Source organism: Caballeronia sp. S22, assembly GCF_964261745.1.
Lineage (GTDB): Bacteria > Pseudomonadota > Gammaproteobacteria > Burkholderiales > Burkholderiaceae > Caballeronia > Caballeronia jiangsuensis.
The window spans coordinates 623858-641010 of sequence record NZ_OZ180036.1; the positions used below are offsets into that span (position 1 = coordinate 623858).

Genomic DNA, 17153 nt, shown 5'->3' on the forward strand with positions numbered 1-17153 from the left:
GCCGGCTCAGGCGTTCACATCGACGATCACGCGCCCCTTCACTTCGCCGCGCAGCAGGCGCGCGGCGACGTCGGGCGCGTCGGCCAGAGGAATGGCGGTCGCGACGCTTTCGATGGTCGCGACCGGCACTTCATCGGCGATCGCCTTCCATGCCGCGATGCGCCGCTCGCGCGGCACATAGACGCTGTCCACGCCCAGCAGAGCGACGCCGCGCAGGATGAACGGCGCGACCGACGCGGGCAGATCCATGCCTTGCGCGAGCCCGCACGCCGCGACCGCGCCGCCGTAGCGCAAGCTCGCGCAGACGTTCGCGAGCGTATGACTGCCGACGCAATCGACGGCCGCCGCCCAGCGTTCCTTCTGCAACGGCTTGCCGGGCTCCGAAAGCGTCGCGCGTTCGACGATATCCGCCGCGCCCAGCTCGCGCAGCCGCTCGGCTTCCTCGGGACGGCCCGTCGACGCGATCACGCGAAAGCCGCGCTTAGCCAGAATCGCGATGGCAAAGCTGCCGACGCCGCCGTTCGCGCCGGTCACGAGCACGTCGCCGTCTTTCGGGCCGACGCCGTGCTTTTCCAGTGCCTGCGCGCACAACATCGCGGTATAGCCGGCGGTGCCGATGGCCATCGCCTGGCGCGTCGTGATGTTCGCGGGCAGCGCAATCAGATGATCGCCCGGCACGCGGGCTTTCTGCGCGAGCCCGCCCCAGTGCGTTTCGCCCGCGCCCCAGCCGTTCATCACGACCTTGTCGCCGGGTTGGTAGTCCGGATGCGAACTCGTTTCGACGACACCCGCGAAGTCGATGCCCGGCACCATCGGCCAGGTGCGCACGACCGGCACTCGGCCGGTGATCGCGAGACCGTCCTTGTAGTTGAGCGTGGAGAACTCGACGCGCACGAGCACGTCGCCGCCATCGACGGACGAAGCCAGGCGCGATTCGTCGATCGACTGAATGGACGCGACCGTGCGGTCGTCCTGTTTGTCGAGCATGAGGGCTTTGAACATCGGCGGTTTCCGGTTGAGGTCAGGCAAAAGAGGCGGCGCGCGGCCGCCTCCGGTCAAGCTTAATGATGCTCGAATTCCGCGCGCGGCTTCGGCGTCGGCTTCACCTTGTTGTACTGGAACTCGGGCAGCGCCTTGATCGCGTCCTTGGTTGCGCCCGCGAGCACGAACTGGCCGTTTTTCACGTCGAGTTGCTCGATGGGAATCGCGACATCGTGGCGCGCCACGCCGAGGAACTTGTTCGCCGCGATGATCGCGAACGAAACGGACTTGTCCGGCGCGACGATGATGTCATTGATCACGCCGACGCGTTGCCCCTGATCGTTCACGACGGGCTTGTTGAGGATGGATTTTTTGACGCTCCAGCCATCGATGATGGCCGTCGATACCTCGACCGATACGCCGAGCGGTTGAGCGCCCGCGACCTGGGCAAACGATGCCGTGGAAGTCAGGCCGAGTGCCGACGATGCAACGAGCAGTGCCACGAGTTTCGATTTCATTGGTTCGATTCCTCAAAGGATTGGGCAAACCGGTTCAATGGAAATGCGCGATTCAAGCTTCCAGCGCGGTAGAAGTTTGAACGTTAATCGTGGTTTCTGCAGGAACGGTGCCGGGTTGCGCCGCGCGCACTGCATTAGTGCGAACGTGCGGCGCATGGCGTTAGCGGATTCAGTGCGTCAGACGCGTGAGCGCGTCGGCTTTGTGCACCGCGCGTTTGCCGCTCTTGTCGCTTTCGACTTCGAAGTGCGGATCGTCGCGCGACGCGTTGACGGTATGACCGTCGAGCGTCGTGCGTTCGGTGACGATGCGCACGATATGCCCGGTCGTCTCGCCTTGCGGCGTGTTCCAGCGGACGTGATCGTGCAGCTTGAAGGACCTGCTCATGGCGCGCGCCTCCTGAAGAATGTGGACGTTTCAGGAGACGCAACCGCCATGCCCGTCATTGAAGACGCGAAAGCGTGGCTTCGTCGGCGCGGCCTTCGAAATAGCGGCGCAGTGCTTCGTTGAAGACTTCGGCGTCGTCGGCCGTGCGCGCGAAAAGGGTCATCGACGAATGAAATTTCATGTCGTCCGGATAGCCGAAGATGTCGCTGACGCTGCGCCCCTGCACGCCATTGACGATGCGCGTCAGTTCGACGAGCCGCGTGCCCAGCACCGGATGCGCGAGATACGCCCGGGCTTCGTCGCGCGATGAAATCGCATAGTGCTGCGCCATCGCGCTGTGCCCGAGGCCGGCGATCTGCGGGAACACGAACCACATCCAGTGCGTGCGCTTGCGGCCGGCGGAAAGCTCCGCGCGCACGTCGTCGATGACGCTTTCCTGTGCGTCGACGAAACGCTGAAGATCGTAGGGATCGCTCATGGTTTCCTCCTTAAGCGACGGCGTCGGCGATGCGCTGTCTCATCGCCGCGTCGGGATAGATGCCGATGCCCGCGCGCGCGTTGTCGATCATGTATTCGGGCCGTCCCGTGCCGGGAATCACGCAGGTCACGGCGGCGTTGCCCAGCACGAATTTGAGCAGGAGCTGTGCCCACGACGCGCAGCCGAGTTCCTGTGCGAAGGCGGGCAAGGGCCGGTTGCGCAGGCTCGCGAGCAGCGACCCGCCGCCGAACGGCTGATTGACGATCACCGCGACGCCGCGCTCGGCGGCGAGCGGCAGGAGGCGCGCTTCGGCGTCGCGGTCGTTGGCGGCGTAGTTGATCTGCACGAAATCGATGCGCTCCGTACGCAGCACCGCTTCGACCTGCGGGAACGCGCCGGACGTGTAGTGCGTGACGCCGATATAGCGGATCTTGCCGGCGGCTTTCCAGTCGCGCAGCGTGGCGAGATGCGTGCGCCAGTCGAGCAGGTTGTGAATCTGCATGAGGTCGATGCGATCGGTCTGCCACAGTCGCATCGACTGCTCCATCTGCGCGATGCCGGCCTCGCGTCCGTCGGTCCAGACCTTGGTGGCGATGAACGCCTTGTCGCGCGTGTGCGATTGCGCGAGCAGCGCGCCCGCGACGGCTTCGGAGGAACCGTACATCGGCGATGAATCGATCACCGAGCCGCCTGCCGCGAAAAGCACGCGCAGAACTTCGGCGAGTTCGCGACGGCGGGCTGCGTCATCGCCGACGTCGAAGGTGCGCCAGGTGCCGCAGCCGACGATGGGCAAAGGCTCGCCGGTCGAGGGGATGGGACGCTTGTGCATGAGTTGGGCGGGCGGTTCGGCGGCTTGGGCTGTCTGCGCTGCGCGGGCGACGAGCGCGGCGGCGGTGAAGTGGAGAAAGTCGCGGCGGGTGGTCATGGGCGGCGCGCGCGGGTCGCGCGATTCGGCGGGTGAAAGGGCATTGTCGCGAGTTTCTGGCCGACGGTGGTCCGTTCGATTTTTTCGCTTCCGGAAACGCACGATGACGCAACTTCGTTTCCATCCCGGAGCCGCTGCGCCTACCTTGAAGTTACGCATTTTTGCGGTTCGGACGCTACGAAGAATTAGCATAACCGGCCGTCACCGGCGATCTCAGCTCAACATCATGACCCATCCCAACGACCTGCAACACATGGAGCCGCTGGAACTGATCCGCGGGCTTCGGCTAGCCGGCCGCGCCAGAGAGGCGCAAGCCCTCGCGGCGAAGTTGTCGGCGTCTGACGATCCCGGCTGCCATATCGGCCAGCTCGGTATCGACCTGAGCTTCGCTGGGCTGCACGCCGAAGCCGAAAAGCATCTGGAACGCGCTTTGGCCGACGAGTCGCTGTCTCAGCGCGATCGCTACATCATGAGCGAAGAGCTCGCGATCGTGCAATTCATCCTCGGCAAGTTTCACCTGGCGAACGAGCGACACCGCATGATTCGCGGCCGGGCGTACGCGGAAGCCTTCCATAGCCTCATTCTGGGAGATCATCCCGTGTGGCAGGCCACACCGCCGGAGAAGCTCCTCGGCATGGACGAACCCGTCGCGGGCATGCAAATTTACGTCCACTACGAGGGCGGCTTTGGGGACTTCGTACAGTTCTCGCGCTACGTCGATCTGCTGCTTCGCGACGGTGCGCGGGAAGTCGTCGTGGAGTATTTCCCGGGATGGAACGAGATTTTCCGGCATAGCGACGTGGTGCCGCTGTTGTTGGCGACGGAGGAGCAGCGCGCGATCGGACTCGAGCGCTGCGATCGCTTTACCTTCGGCTTCAGTCTCTACGCGCGCTATCAGCGCTCGCCGTATTTTCCGGCGGAGAATCCGGGGGCGCGCATCGCCATCGATCCGGCCACGGTGTTGTCCGACGAGGCAAGCGCGCTGCTGAGCGCCGACACGAAGCGCCCGAAAATCGGTCTGATATGGAAAAGCGCGAGCGGCGTGCGTCAGGAGCCGTATCGATCGATTCCGCTCAGCCGCCTCGAATCGGTGCTGTCGAACCGCGCCTGCCGTTTCTACTCGCTGCAGGTGGGCGAGATCAGCGGCGAAGAACGCGCCGTCATGCACCGTTACGACGTGACCGACATGGCGCCGCATCTCTCGACCTTCGGCGACACCGCCCGCGTGCTCGAAAAGCTCGATCTGCTCATCACCATCGATACGGGCTCGGGGCATCTCGCCGGTGCGCTGAATCGCCCGGTGTGGGTGCTGCTGTCCCAGACCTGCGATGCGCGCTGGCTCGACTGTCAGCGGTTCACGCCGTGGTATCCGTCGATGCGTCTTTATCGACAGACCGAACTCGGCAACTGGACCGGGCCGCTCGCCGACATGCACGCCGACCTCAGTGCTTTCTCAACGCAGGCGTCCGCGGGCTCCCCCTGAGCGGCTCCCTCCGATGTTCGTCATCCGAAGTGCGCGGGGCGAACTGTGACGCTCGCGAGTTCGGCGATACGTCTGCTCGCGATATCGAACCATCGATCGATGTATTCGGACAAGAGCGCACGATTCTCGCCGTAAATGGATTCGCGCATGGGCCGCATTCGCTCCAGCGTCTCGACGGCGCGTCGAAGCGAGTCGACGTCGGTGAGATGATTCGTGCCCCAGTATTGCGTTTCGAGCAATGGGGCTAGATTCATCGCTTCGCGTCGCGAGAGTTGCGGGAAGAACGACCGTACCACCAAGTCGCGATTTGCTCGGCCTGAGGCGAGAACGGACTCGACGTCATGGCTGATGTTAGTCGCGTGCCACCGGTACACGGCAAGCACACGATCGAGATTTGCAAAGCCCGCTCCGGCCAGCATCGCGTCGATCCAGAAACGATGATCGCGACCGGAAGGCAATGACGCATTCCACCAGATGTTTCGCTCGAGAAACCAGGCCCGACGCCACATGGTTGTGGACGTGATGAAATGGTAGCCGCCGTCGAGCAATGCGCTTTTGATGTCTGCGTCCGAGCGTGCTGTCCATTTCAACGGTGCCCTGATTCCGGTCGACTCATCCAACGTGTCCACCTGTGCGCCGGTGACGGTCACCCAAGAATTGTTATCGAGCACATCGACTTGATAGAGCAGTCTGTCGGGCAGGGCAATATCGTCGGCGTCGAGTCGCGCGATGTACTCTCCGCGTGCAGCAGTAATCGCGATATTGGTCGCGATGGACTCTCCTGAATTTGAGTTCAGGGTAATGACGCGAACGCGGGAATCTCTTTCGTAGCGATTCAGGACGCGCACCGTATTATCGGTCGAACCGTCGGATACTATGATTACTTCGAAGTCTTGAAAAGTCTGTGCGAGGACCGAATTGACGGCTTGCTCAATGAACGCACCGGCGTTGTAGGCGGGGATAACTACTGAAACTCGGGGTGAGGTCACTGCTGAGAACCTGTTATTGAGTTATTTCATCGAGCATACTTAGGCATGCTTAATTGATTTGCGTGTTAAAAAGTATTAAAAATGATAAATTTTAATAAAACTAATTAAACGATCGAAATCGAAAAAGAATCGGGGATCTTAGCAGATGGCAATTCAAGCCCGAGTTATGACAGATATTCACGTTTATCCGGCGATGGATTGAAGGTGCGTCTCCATCGCCGGACTGAGCTGCGACACTGGGCGCAGCCGTTTTCCGTTCCGCACGCCGACCTCAGTGCTTCCGTAGCACCGCCGTCCGCCGAAAACCCCTGAATCGCTCGCGCCGATGCTCCTCGTCGAAGTGCGCGCGCGCGGGCTTGACGAGATCGCTGCGCGACACGATGCCGACGAGCCGCAGCGACTGCTTGTCCGCGACCACCGGCAGGCGTTCCAGTTCGTTCACGGCGAGGCGCGTCGCGGCAAGCCGGCACGGTTCTCCCGGCAGCGCGAAGACCGGCGCAGCGGGCTGAAGCCGCTGCAATGCCTCACCGATGCTCATACCCGTCTGCGCTTCGTTCAACGTTCCGAGCGCCCCTCGATCCAGCATCCCGACGAGCACGCCGTCACGCACGACCGGATACGCGCGATGCACCTGATGCGGCCCGAAGTGCCGCGCGAGCACGTCGGTGAGAGGCGCGGCGGCGTCGATCGTCAGCACGTCGCGCGTCATGACTTCATCGACGTGATGGCGCTCCAGCGGATCCACGCCGTATTCGCGATAGATGTGATAGCCGCGCCGCGCGATCTTCTCGGTCATGATCGAGCGTTTCATCACGACGGTCGCGAAGCCGTGCGCAACGAGCGTCGCGGCGAGCAGCGGCAGGAGCGCGTTCGCATCGTGCGTGAGGCCGAACGCGAAGACGATCGCGGTGAGCGGCGCGCCCAGCGTCGCGCCGAGCGTCGCGGCCATGCACACGAGCGGCCAGAGCGCGGCGTCGTGGCCGGGGAGGATCGCGCCGAGCGCGGTGCCCAGGCCCGCGCCGAGCATCAGGAGCGGCGCGAGCACGCCGCCCGATGTGCCCGAGGCAAGCGCGACGACCCAGATGATCGCCTTCACGGCGAGAATCGACAGCGCCACGCGAATCGCGATGTGCTGATGCAGCAGGTCGCCGATCACGTCATAGCCGACGCCGAGCGCGCGCGGCTCGATATATCCGCCGATGCCGACGAACACCGCGCCGATCGCGGGCCACCACATCCAGTGGATCGGCAATTTGCCGAACACGTCCTCCAGCTTGTAGAGCGCCGCCGACAACCCCGACGCCAGCGCGCCCGACAGCAGGCCGGCCACGAGGCACGAAAGCAGCGAAATCATCTGCGGCGGCTGCGTTTCGAGCGGAAAGAGCGCGCCCGTGCCGAACACCGACGCGCGCGCGAAGCCCGCGACGGCGCACGCGAGCGCGACCGGCAGAAAACTGCGCGGCCGCCATTCGAAGAGCAGCAGTTCGACCGCGAGCAGCACCGCCGCGACCGGCGTGCCGAACACGGCGGTCATGCCCGCCGCCGCGCCCGCGACGAGCAGCGTCTTGCGCTCGGCGGCCGTCACGTCGATGCATTGCGCGATCAGCGAGCCGAGCGCGCCGCCCGTCATGATGATCGGGCCTTCGGCGCCGAACGGCCCGCCGCTGCCGATCACGATGCCCGACGACAGCGGCTTCAGAATCGCCACTTTCGGCGACATGCGGCTCTTGCCGAAGAGAATCGCCTCGATGGCCTCGGGGATGCCGTGGCCGCGAATTTTCTCCGAGCCGAAGCGCGCCATCATCCCGACGATCAATCCGCCGATCACCGGAATCACGATCACCCAGGGTCCGAGCGTGTTGAGCGCGGGAGAACGGTCCTCGATCGAGAACGTGCCGAAGAAAAACAGGTTCGTGAAGAGATGGATGAGCCCGAGAAGCACGACCGCCGCGAGCGTGGCGACACCGCCGATGATCGCGGCGAGCCCGCAGATCCTGAGCAGCCGGTCGTTGACCGAAAAGTCGCGCTTGTGATGGTCCATGATCAGTGCTCCAGGAAATTCAGAGATCGATGCTCGGCACGCGGAACGCGCCTTCGAGCGACTTCAGCTCCGCGCGATGCAGCGCGGCGAGCCGTTCGAGCACGTCTTCGCCGCGCGCTTCGAGATGCACCCGGACCTGGCGGCGATCCTCGTCGCTCGGCGCACGGCGCACGAGCCCGGCTGCCTCGCAGCGCGTGACGAGCGCCACGACGCCGTGATGATGCGATTGCAGCCGCTCCGCGAGTTCGCCGACCGTCGCCCAGTCGCGGCCCGGATAGCCCTTGATGTGCAGAAGCAGCAGATACTGCAGCGGCGTGATGCCTTCGCTCTGTGCGGCTTGTTCGGAGAAGCGTTCGAAGCGGCGCATCTGATAGCGGAATTCGGATAACTGTTCGAAGTCCGGCTTGTCGAGCGTGCGAGGGGTTTTCATCGGATTCCAGTCAGCGCGAGGGGGTTCAGGCGCTCTTGCGCTCGCCCAAGAAAGATTGCCGATAGAGCCCGGAGATCAGGTCGGTTTCCGTGATCATTCCGGCTAGCTCATCGTGCGTACCGACCACCGGAATGTGGTGGTGCCCGAAGTGCGCGAACATCGGCACCAGTTCGGCGATCGCGGTGCCGGTCTTCACGGTGCGCACGTCCGTCGTCATCAGCGAGGCGACGAGCGGCGGCGTCGTCGACGGGCCGCGCATGAGCCGCTCGATCGCGCGCTTCATGCCCTCGACGATGCCGCCGCGGCCCACCGGCGCCAGGTCCGCGCGCGTGACGATGCCGCACACGCGGCGCGTTGCGTCGATCACCGGCAGCGCCTTCACCTGATGCCGGTCGATGAGCGCGAGCGCCGCCTGCGCGCTCGTATCGGGCGTCACCGACACGATCGCGCGCGACATGATGTCCGCGCAGGTGAATTCCGTGAAACGGCGCGCGTAGGCCTGCAACTGCGTCTCGCGCAGGAGCGCTTCGAGATCGTCCGGATCGACGTCGAGCATTTCGCTGCGCCGCGACAGCACGGCTTCGAGATCGGCGCGCGTGAACGAGGCGGCGTCGGGCGGCGCGTTCGCGGGTTTCGGCGCGGCGTGGCCGTGCGGATAGCGATGGCCCGTCAGCGCATGAAACACGATCGCCGACGAAAGCAGCGCCGCCGACTGGATCGCCACCGGCGCGAACACGAAGCCGAAGCCGAGCGCATGAATCGACGGTCCGCCGAGCACGGCGGTCAGCGCGACCGCGCCCGAAGGCGGATGCACGCAGCGCAGCGCGAACATCGCGCAGATGGCGAGACAGACGGCGAGCGCGGCGGCATCGACGGGATCGTGGATGAGCATCGCGCAGGCGACGCCGACCGTCGCCGACACGAGGTTGCCGCCGATGATCGACCACGGCTGCGCGAGCGGACTCGCGGGAACGGCGAAGAGCAGCACGGCGGAGGCGCCCATCGGCGCGATGAGAAACGGAATGGCCGCTGCGTCGCCGACGAGGAGATGCGCGAGGCCGCCCGTCAGCGCGATGCCGATCAGCGCGCCCAGACCGCCGCGCAGCCGCTCGGTCCAGCGCAGCGTGACAGGAGCGGGGAGAAAGCCTTGCAGCCAGCGAAGCAATACGTTACGCGACACTTTTTCAGCGTTCCGGAAGAGTCAGTGGAGGGTCACACTGGCCGGCCGGATCGGTGGCGCGAGTGCAAGCGTGCGACGATCCGAAAATTATATCCCAACATGATACAAATTGTCGCATGTCGCGATTCGTCGCGGGAAACGGGCGTGCGCGTCCTCCTGTACGATAAGTTTTCTCCCTGCGGCGCGGGCTCTCACATGTTTCGTCGCTTCATTCCCGATCTGGCGTGCGTCATCGTTGGCATGTGCGCGTGGTCGTGCGCCCTTGCCGCGACGGACGACGATCCTTCGACCGTCGTCAGCGATGTTCACGAGTTCGTCGTCGCCGCCGATGGCTCGCTGACCGAAGACGATGATGCCGTGCTGCGCGCGAACACGTCGGCGGGCGTCGACGAGATCGCGCAGCGCTACGTCTGGTACGACAAGAGCGTGTCGAAGGTGGATATCGTCGAGGCCTATTCGGTCGATGCGAACGGTGCGCGCCACGACGTCACGCCCGATCAGATTCGCGACATCCAGGAACCGCGCTCGGCGGGCGCGCCGACGTTTCAGGACGCGAAACTGCGCGCCGTGATCTTCCCGGCGGTGGGCATCGGCTCGACGGTGCATCTGCGTTCTCGCAAGAGCCAGGCGGCGGCGGTGATTCCGGGGCAGTTCAACTATTACGTCGATCCGGGGCCGAGGCCCGTGCTCCAGCAGCGGCTCGTCTTCGATCTGCCGGCGGACAAGCCGCTTTATGCCGACGCGCGCGGTTACGTCGCCGAGCCGCCCGTCACGGAAAACGGCCGCACGCGTTATGCGTTCGTCTACCGGCGCGATCGTATCGCGCGCATCGAAAGCGGCTCGGTGGGCTATGCGCAGTACGGTGATCGCCTGATGGTCACGACCTTTCCCGATTACGCGAGCTTCGCGAGGAGCTATCGCGAAGCGGCCGCCGATCCGGGCGCGAGCGATCCCGCCATCCGCGCGCTCGCGCAATCGCTCACGAGCCACGACGCCGACGACCGCGCCAAAGCCAAAACACTCTACGACTGGGTGCGCCACTCGATCCGCTATGTCGCGATGTTCATCGGCCAGAGTCCCGCCGTGCCGCATCGCGTGACCGACGTGCTCGCGAACCGCTACGGCGATTGCAAGGATCACGTCGCGCTCTACGGCGCGCTGCTCGATGCCGTCGGTATTCGCAACGAGCCCGCGCTGATCGGCCTCGGCTCGGTCTATACGCTGCCGTCGGTGCCGGGATACGGATCGGGCGCGATCAATCACATCGTCACGTGGCTGCCCGATCTGAACCTGTATGCGGACAGCACGGCGTCGAGCGTCGAGTTCGGCTTTCTGCCGCTGGCCGACATGGATCGTCCCGCGCTGCTCGTGAACACCGGCGCGCTCGCCCGCACGCCCGCGACCCAGCCGCTCGCGCGCACGGCGCGTCTGCAGATCGAGGTCGCGCCGCAAGGCGAGGCGAGCTTCGCCTACTGGGTGGAGGATGCGGGATGGAGCGCGGAGATCGAACGGATGAACCTGCGGCTCGCGAATGCGCAGCGGCGCGATCAGATCGCGGCGGACCGGTTACGCTTCACGAATTTGCGCGGCGCGGGCGCGCTGACGACGAGCGATGTCGATGCAAGCGGCGGCCCGTTCGCGACGACGCTGCGCGGCACGCTCGACGATGTCGTCTGGCCGACCGGCACGACGGCGCTGCCCGCGCTTTCGAGCCTCTCGGGCGGCATCGCGACGGCGACGCGCAACTGGCTCGCCGAGCGCACGCGCACGCAGCCGTATCTGTGCATCGGCGGGACGTTCGACGAGGTCTCGCAGATCTCGCTGCCGAAGACGATGCGCGTAGCCGAGGTGCCCGTCGATCAGGATCTGACGAGCGATTTCTTTCGCTACCGCTCGCGCTATCTCTTCGATCCGTCGACCAATGTCGTGCAGATTTCGCGCACGCTGGAAGCGCGCTTCGGCAGGCAGGTCTGCACGCCCGACGATTTCCGCGCGGCGCTGCCCGCGCTCAAGACGATCGAGCGGGATGCGCAGGCGCAGATCATCGTGAAGGCCGCGGGCCGATGAAGCTCACTCCATGTCCCGCGCGACGCGAAAGCCGTTCTGCGACTGGCGCACGCTCGAACTGTATTTGAAGCGCGTCGCCGACTGCATGTAGGACGCGCCTTCGCGCCACGAGCCGCCGCGAATTACGCGCACGGAGCACGAGGGATCGTCCCATGCGCGGCCATCGACGGGCGCGCTCTTGTACGAGCTATGCCAGCAGTCGGCGACCCATTCCCAGACGCTGCCGTTCATGTCGTACAGGCCATAGGGATTCGCCGCGAACGATCCGACGGGCGTCGGCGCGTCGGGCTTGTACGGATCGCCGCAATCCTTGCAGTCGGCCGTGCCTTTCTTCATCTGATCGCCCCACCAGTAGGTGGACTGCGTGCCGCCGCGCGCGGCGTATTCCCACTCCGCTTCCGTCGGCAGACGATACGCCTTGCCGCCCACCTTGCTCAGCCATTTGACGTAGACCTGCGCGTCGTCCCAGCTCACGTTGCGCATCGGCGCATTGCCGGGCGGCGTGGCCGTTTCGCCTTCCGCCGCGACGCGCGTGCACGCGCCCGCATCGACGCAGGCGTTCCATTGCTCGACCGTGACTTCGTATTTGCCGATGGCGAACGCACGCCCGATCGATACCCGATGCGGCGGCTTCTCGGCGGGATCGTCGTTGTTGCTGCCCATCGTGAAGCTGCCTGATGAGAGCGGAATCAGGACAGGGCACGTCGGGCAATCCTTGATCTCGCCGCCGCTTGCCGTTTTCGCCGCGGGTTTGGTGGTGATGGCGGCGGGCGGCGCGGTCACCGCGGCGGCGGCGGGTGCGGCCGGCACGCTCGGGCGCGGCTTTTCCGGCGCGGTAGTGGTTGCGGCGGCCGGCGCGGACGGCGGCGGCTTGGGCGCCGGTGCGGCAGGCGTCGCGGTCGCAGCCGGCGGCGCGGCCGGTGCCGATGCCGCCGGTTTCGCATTGCCCGCCGCGTGCAGACGATCGATGCGCGCCTTCGCGAGCGCGGCGAAACGGCCATTCGGATACGCCTTCAGATACGCCTCGTAATCGCTCGGATAGGTGCTGTCTTTGATCGATTCCCAGAACGTCAGTTCGTACTGCTCGTTGCTGTCCTTCGGAAGGATGCCGCGCGTGCGCACGGCGCTGGCGGAATCGGCAGGATGGATGGCGTTCGCGTCCGCGACGCGCATGTTCGTCGATGCATCGGCGATCGCAAAGCCCGCATCGAGCGTCGATGCGATCCACGGCCGCTGCGCGCCGCGCGATGTCCGCGCGACATCGAAGGCCGCCACCGCGAAAGTCGATGGCGTCACCGATGCATCTGCGCCCAGCGCGCGCAGCAGCGCCGCGGTATATCGCCCGTTGCGTTCGCCTTCCGCGGCGGCATCTCCAGGCGCGGCCGCATACGCGACGAGCGTGCGCGGCGGCAGCGTCCACGTCCGCGCGTTCGTTTTTTCGAAGGGATCGGTGAGGCACATGTCGAGCACGACGATGTTCGCCGCGTCCGGCCGCGCGCGCGTCATGCGTTCGACGATGTCTTTTGCGGAGAGCGTGTCGCGCACGAGCGTCGCGGGCCGCTGCTCGCGGGCGTCGAGCGGCACGAGCAACGCATCGCCGCCCGCCTGCAATCCGTGGCCGGCGAAATAGACGAGCGCCGTATCGTTCGGGCCGAGCCTCGTGGCGAATGCATCGAGAGCCTGCCGCATCGCGGCTTCATCGAGATTCGTGCGCTGCGTCACGTCGAAGCCGAGTGCGTCGAGTGCCGCGGTCATGTCATCGGCATCGCGCGATGCGCTTGCGAGCGGGTGATCGACATAGTCTGCATTGCCGATCACGAGCGCGAGATGTCTGGGCGCGTGTGCGGCCGTCGCGATCGAAGGAGAAGACAGCGCTGCGACCGAAGCCGCATTCGCTTGCGCGGGCGGCAGGCCGATCATCAGCAACACGCCCGCGATAAGAAGAGTTCGCCACATATTCACACCCTGTCCGTCCGGCTTTGAGTGGAGGGCATCGCGTTGCATTCGCGCTCGATGCCGAGGCTTTGGGGCGAGGTCCGCGCCCTCTGTGGGTCCAGCACCAACAACGATAGCACGCGCTCACGCAGCGCTTAATCCCCTGAAGGGAGGTATCCGTGATGAGGGCCGGCTCGCACGCCTCTGCACGTATCTTTTTTAAACGTTACGTCCTAATCTAAAAGCCAACGACGGTGCATCACGCAACCCGCAACTCGCGCCGAGCACGAGCGTTCGCGCGTGCAAGGCACGATTCCCTGGCCCATCCGCGAGGCCTTTCAACGAGAGAGGCGTGCATAACATGCTGAGAAGAACCGTGCTTGGCGCGCTGGCTTCCCTGGCCGCTCTGGCCGCCGATTCGTCGTTCTCCGCCGCCGCGCGTGCGCGCACGCCAGCGCCCCCGAACGCCGAGGCGTACATCATCTGGCCGCCCGACGGCGCCGTGATTTCGGGCGGCAAGCTCTGGGTGCGCATGGGCCTGCGCAACATGGGCATCTGTCCGAAGGGCGTCGATCTGCCGAACGTGGGGCATCACCATCTGCTGGTCGATGCGGATCTGCCGCCGCTCGATCAGGAGATTCCGTCCGATCGCAATCATCTGCACTACGGTGCGGGCGAAACCGATGCGCGCCTCGAACTGCCGCCGGGCAAACACACGTTGCAGTTGCTGATGGGCGACTACAACCACGTTCCGCACGATCCGCCGGTGTATTCGAAGAAGATCACGATCACCGTGAAATGAGCTGTGAAATGAGCGGTGCACTTGCCGAGGGCACATGACATGAAAAAACGATCCGCTGACGCGCTCGCGTTCTCGCGTTCGCTCCTCGTCGCCGTCACGCTCGCGACGGCGATCGCCGCGCCGTGCGCGTTCGCCGGGCCGACGCCCGCGCCCGCCAACGCCTATGCGTACATCGGCTATCCGAACGACGGCCAGACCTTGCCCGCGGGCAAGCCCTTCAAGGTCTGGTTCGGGCTGCGCTACATGGGCGTCGCGCCGCGCGGCGTGAAGTTTCCAAACACGGGGCATCATCATTTGCTGATCGACGTTGACTTGCCGCCGATGGATCAGGAGATTCCATCGGATCGCAATCATCTGCACTACGGCGCCGGTGAAACCGAAACCATGCTCGAGCTTCCGCCGGGCAAGCACACGATTCAGCTTCTGATGGGCGATGACAAGCACATACCGCATAACCCGCCCATCTATTCCAAGAAGATCACGATCTACGTCAAATGAATCCGGGCGCCGCGTGACGCACTGAGCGGCGCCTTTCCCGGTTTTTCCCATCGACTTCGATTCCGCGCGCGTATCGCGGAGGGAAACGTTCGTCCTCGCTCCGGATGAGGTGTCGCTCGTGAACCGACAGTGCAACACGGAAGTGTCGGACAGACAGCATCACGATGGCCGATATGAAGAGGCAACGCGAATCGATGAAAGCCTTGCGCAGCAACGAATCCAGCGAAAGGCGGCCGATACGCGGCATGGTTGGCACACCCTATGCATTATATGGTCGCGAGCGACAAGTTGCTCGAAGCCACCACCGAATGCGCGACGCGCACCCAAGGAGAGCGGAAATGAAGACGCTGACCATCAAGGACCTTCCCGTCACAGCAGAACTCGACAGCCGCGCGATGTCCGCGGTCCGTGGCGGCTATGCGACCTTGTTCCCCGGCTATATCTCGATGAACGGGGCGACGCTCTCGATGCCGTTCAACCCGCAGCAGATCATCAATCAGACACAGACCACGTTCAACCAGAACGGCAGCAACATCGCGTTTGCCGAAGCGCTCAAGTCGCAATCGACGGTTGCGCCGACGCAGGAAGCGAAGAACATCGCCAACGTCAACTTCGGCGTGGCGGGCAATCTCGCGTGAAGAGATTGTCGCGAGGAATGAATCGAATGCCGATGCAGTAAGCATTCAAGCAGTCAGCAGTAAAGGCGGGGCATGGGGAGCTCTGCTGTAACACCGCCCGCGACATCGGGCGCTGCGGATCGGCCGGGGTCGCATCCTGCCGGACCGCGTCACGAAATGCGCGACGTGCCACAGAGCACGCGCGCGCCACGTGACTTTACCCGTATGGAGTCGCGGCGCGCCGTGTGATTTACTTGAAGAACACAACGGCCGGCACCGCGCTTCTCACCCTTCAAACCGACCGTCGGTGCGCGTTCACCGGGAGCGAGATCGTGCGAGCCTTGTTGCCATCGTTGCGCGTGACCATCAGGCGCGAGTGGGCCGTGCTGCCGGGGCTGATTGCCGCCGCGTTGCTGTCCGGCTGCATCGACGTGAAGGTGCCGACGTATCAGCGGCCCGACACGCCGGAGAAGACAGCCTTCACGAAGATCGACGCAGCGAAGGTCGCCGCATCCGACACGATCCAGCCCGACTGGTGGAAGCAGTTCCACGACCCGACGCTGGACGCGCTGGTCGAGAAGGCAATCAGCGGCAACTTCGACATCAAGGTGCTGGCCGCGCGCATTCAGGTGGCGGGCGCGCAGATCGGCGAGGCACGCGCGGGCGCGTTGCCGTCGATGGATCTGGGCGCTGGCGCGAGCTTCGAGAAGACGACCGGCCAGCAGTTCTCGAAACAGTACAACCTGGCGACACAGGTGAGCTGGGATATCGACATCTGGGGTTCGGTCGAGAAGGGCGTGCAGGCCCAGAAAGCCGAATTCCGCGCGACCGAAGCTGACTGGCGCGCGGGCTATCTCGAACTCGTCTCGCTGGTTTCGACGACCTACTTCCAGATTCTCCAGTTCGACGATCAGATCGCCCAGCAGCAGCAGACCATCACGACGAACCAGCAGATCCTGACGATCTTCGAAGGCATGCAGAAGAACGGTCTCGTGCCGAAGACGCAGGTGCTCACGCAGCGCGCGGAACTCAATCGTCTGACGCGCGAGCTGCTGGAACTGCGCCGCTCGCGCGATCTCGCGAACAACGCGCTCTCGACGCTGATCGGCGTGCCCGCGGGCGAATTCAGGATGCCCGACGGCAAGCTGCAAAAGCGCGTGCAGATTCCGCCGGTGCCAGGCGGCCTGCCGTCGCAGTTGCTCGCGCGCCGTCCCGATCTGATCGCGGCCGAGTATCGCGTGCTCGAAGCCTACGACCTCGTCGGGCAGGCGAAGCTTGCGCAACTGCCGACCATCAACCTGACCGGACGGGCCGGCTCGGCGAGTTTTCAGCTCACCGATCTGCTGAAGATGTTCACGTTGAGCTTCGTGCCGAGCATCAATATCCCGATTCTCGATCCGGCCGTGCGCGCCCACGTGAAGACAACCGAAGCGCAGACGGCGGTCGCCGAACAGCAATATCGCAGCACGGTGATGAACGCGTTCGAGGAAGTGGAGAACGCGCTCGTCAATCTCGATTCGCACACGAAGCAGCGCGTCGAGTTGCAGCAGGAAGTCGATCAGCTAACGGTGGTCGCCGCGCAGATCGACGCGCAACTGAAAGAGGGCGTGATCTCGCAACTCCAGGTGTTCGAGACGGAGCGCACGCTGCTCGCGGCGCAACTCGCGCTGCTCGCGAACCATCAGCAGATTCTGTCCGACACCGTGACGCTCTACAAAGCGCTCGGCGGCGGCTGGCCGATGGTCGATGTGCAAAGCGCGAGCAAGGAAACGACGAAGTGAAGCGCTCCATTAATATCGACGGAGCGCATTCATATGAATTACT

General features: G+C 64.6%; 16 protein-coding genes. 6 read left to right on the forward strand and 10 right to left on the reverse strand.

The features are described 5' to 3' along the window. Positions 1–6: 6 nt before the first annotated feature. From ACEN42_RS18010 to ACEN42_RS18030, 5 genes are all read right to left on the reverse strand, one after another. The gene (locus ACEN42_RS18010; protein ID WP_371882039.1) at positions 7–1002 is read right to left on the reverse strand and encodes an MDR family oxidoreductase; all 996 of its coding nucleotides are present in this window, start codon (positions 1000–1002) and stop codon (positions 7–9) included. Between the two features lie 59 nt (positions 1003–1061). Further along, the gene (locus tag ACEN42_RS18015) at positions 1062–1499 is read right to left on the reverse strand and encodes a PRC-barrel domain-containing protein (protein ID WP_035503589.1); all 438 of its coding nucleotides are present in this window, start codon (positions 1497–1499) and stop codon (positions 1062–1064) included. Positions 1500–1668: 169 nt separating this feature from the next. Continuing rightward, the gene (locus ACEN42_RS18020; RefSeq protein WP_035503587.1) at positions 1669–1884 is read right to left on the reverse strand and encodes a DUF2945 domain-containing protein; all 216 of its coding nucleotides are present in this window, start codon (positions 1882–1884) and stop codon (positions 1669–1671) included. A 55-nt stretch (positions 1885–1939) separates the two neighbouring features. Beyond that, a complete protein-coding gene (locus ACEN42_RS18025) occupies positions 1940–2362 on the reverse strand; it encodes a DUF1810 domain-containing protein (RefSeq protein ID WP_371882040.1) in 423 nt (140 codons plus the stop codon). A 10-nt stretch (positions 2363–2372) separates the two neighbouring features. Further along, positions 2373–3287 (reverse strand): aldo/keto reductase, encoded by a 915-nt coding sequence (locus ACEN42_RS18030; RefSeq protein ID WP_371882041.1) that lies wholly within the window; start codon positions 3285–3287, stop codon positions 2373–2375. A 226-nt stretch (positions 3288–3513) separates the two neighbouring features. On the opposite strand from ACEN42_RS18030, the gene ACEN42_RS18035 reads away from it, so the two are divergent. Then, positions 3514–4770: a glycosyltransferase family 9 protein gene (locus ACEN42_RS18035; RefSeq protein ID WP_371882042.1), complete on the forward strand. Its 1257-nt coding sequence runs from the start codon at positions 3514–3516 to the stop codon at positions 4768–4770. Between the two features lie 20 nt (positions 4771–4790). Here the strand turns inward: ACEN42_RS18035 and ACEN42_RS18040 are convergent, their stop codons facing one another. From ACEN42_RS18040 to ACEN42_RS18055, 4 genes are all read right to left on the reverse strand, one after another. Beyond that, positions 4791–5759, reverse strand: coding sequence for a glycosyltransferase family 2 protein (locus tag ACEN42_RS18040; RefSeq protein WP_371882043.1), 969 nt, complete (start codon positions 5757–5759; stop codon positions 4791–4793). Positions 5760–6030: 271 nt separating this feature from the next. Further along, positions 6031–7800: a chloride channel protein gene (locus ACEN42_RS18045; RefSeq protein ID WP_371882044.1), complete on the reverse strand. Its 1770-nt coding sequence runs from the start codon at positions 7798–7800 to the stop codon at positions 6031–6033. Between the two features lie 19 nt (positions 7801–7819). After that, positions 7820–8230 carry a MarR family winged helix-turn-helix transcriptional regulator gene (locus ACEN42_RS18050; protein WP_035503580.1) on the reverse strand — a complete coding sequence of 137 codons (411 nt, stop codon included), beginning with the start codon at positions 8228–8230 and terminating at the stop codon, positions 7820–7822. 25 nt (positions 8231–8255) lie between these two features. Further along, positions 8256–9410, reverse strand: a complete 1155-nt coding sequence (locus ACEN42_RS18055) for an HPP family protein (protein WP_371882045.1) — start codon at positions 9408–9410, stop codon at positions 8256–8258. 195 nt (positions 9411–9605) lie between these two features. Here ACEN42_RS18055 and ACEN42_RS18060 point away from each other — a divergent pair, with 195 nt between their 5' ends. Beyond that, complete coding sequence (locus ACEN42_RS18060; protein WP_371882046.1) at positions 9606–11477, forward strand: DUF3857 domain-containing transglutaminase family protein; 1872 nt, start codon at positions 9606–9608, stop codon at positions 11475–11477. Positions 11478–11480: 3 nt separating this feature from the next. Here ACEN42_RS18060 and ACEN42_RS18065 read toward each other — a convergent pair whose 3' ends face one another. Further along, complete coding sequence (locus tag ACEN42_RS18065) at positions 11481–13433, reverse strand: SUMF1/EgtB/PvdO family nonheme iron enzyme (protein ID WP_371882047.1); 1953 nt, start codon at positions 13431–13433, stop codon at positions 11481–11483. 340 nt (positions 13434–13773) lie between these two features. On the opposite strand from ACEN42_RS18065, the gene ACEN42_RS18070 reads away from it, so the two are divergent. From ACEN42_RS18070 to ACEN42_RS18085, 4 genes are all read left to right on the forward strand, one after another. Next, the gene (locus ACEN42_RS18070) at positions 13774–14214 is read left to right on the forward strand and encodes a DUF4399 domain-containing protein (protein ID WP_035511122.1); all 441 of its coding nucleotides are present in this window, start codon (positions 13774–13776) and stop codon (positions 14212–14214) included. Between the two features lie 39 nt (positions 14215–14253). Further along, positions 14254–14712 carry a DUF4399 domain-containing protein gene (locus tag ACEN42_RS18075; RefSeq protein WP_187606237.1) on the forward strand — a complete coding sequence of 153 codons (459 nt, stop codon included), beginning with the start codon at positions 14254–14256 and terminating at the stop codon, positions 14710–14712. Between the two features lie 338 nt (positions 14713–15050). Continuing rightward, positions 15051–15350, forward strand: a complete 300-nt coding sequence (locus ACEN42_RS18080) for a hypothetical protein (RefSeq protein WP_035511118.1) — start codon at positions 15051–15053, stop codon at positions 15348–15350. Positions 15351–15688: 338 nt separating this feature from the next. Next, positions 15689–17110: an efflux transporter outer membrane subunit gene (locus ACEN42_RS18085; protein ID WP_371882251.1), complete on the forward strand. Its 1422-nt coding sequence runs from the start codon at positions 15689–15691 to the stop codon at positions 17108–17110. Positions 17111–17153: the final 43 nt, after the last annotated feature.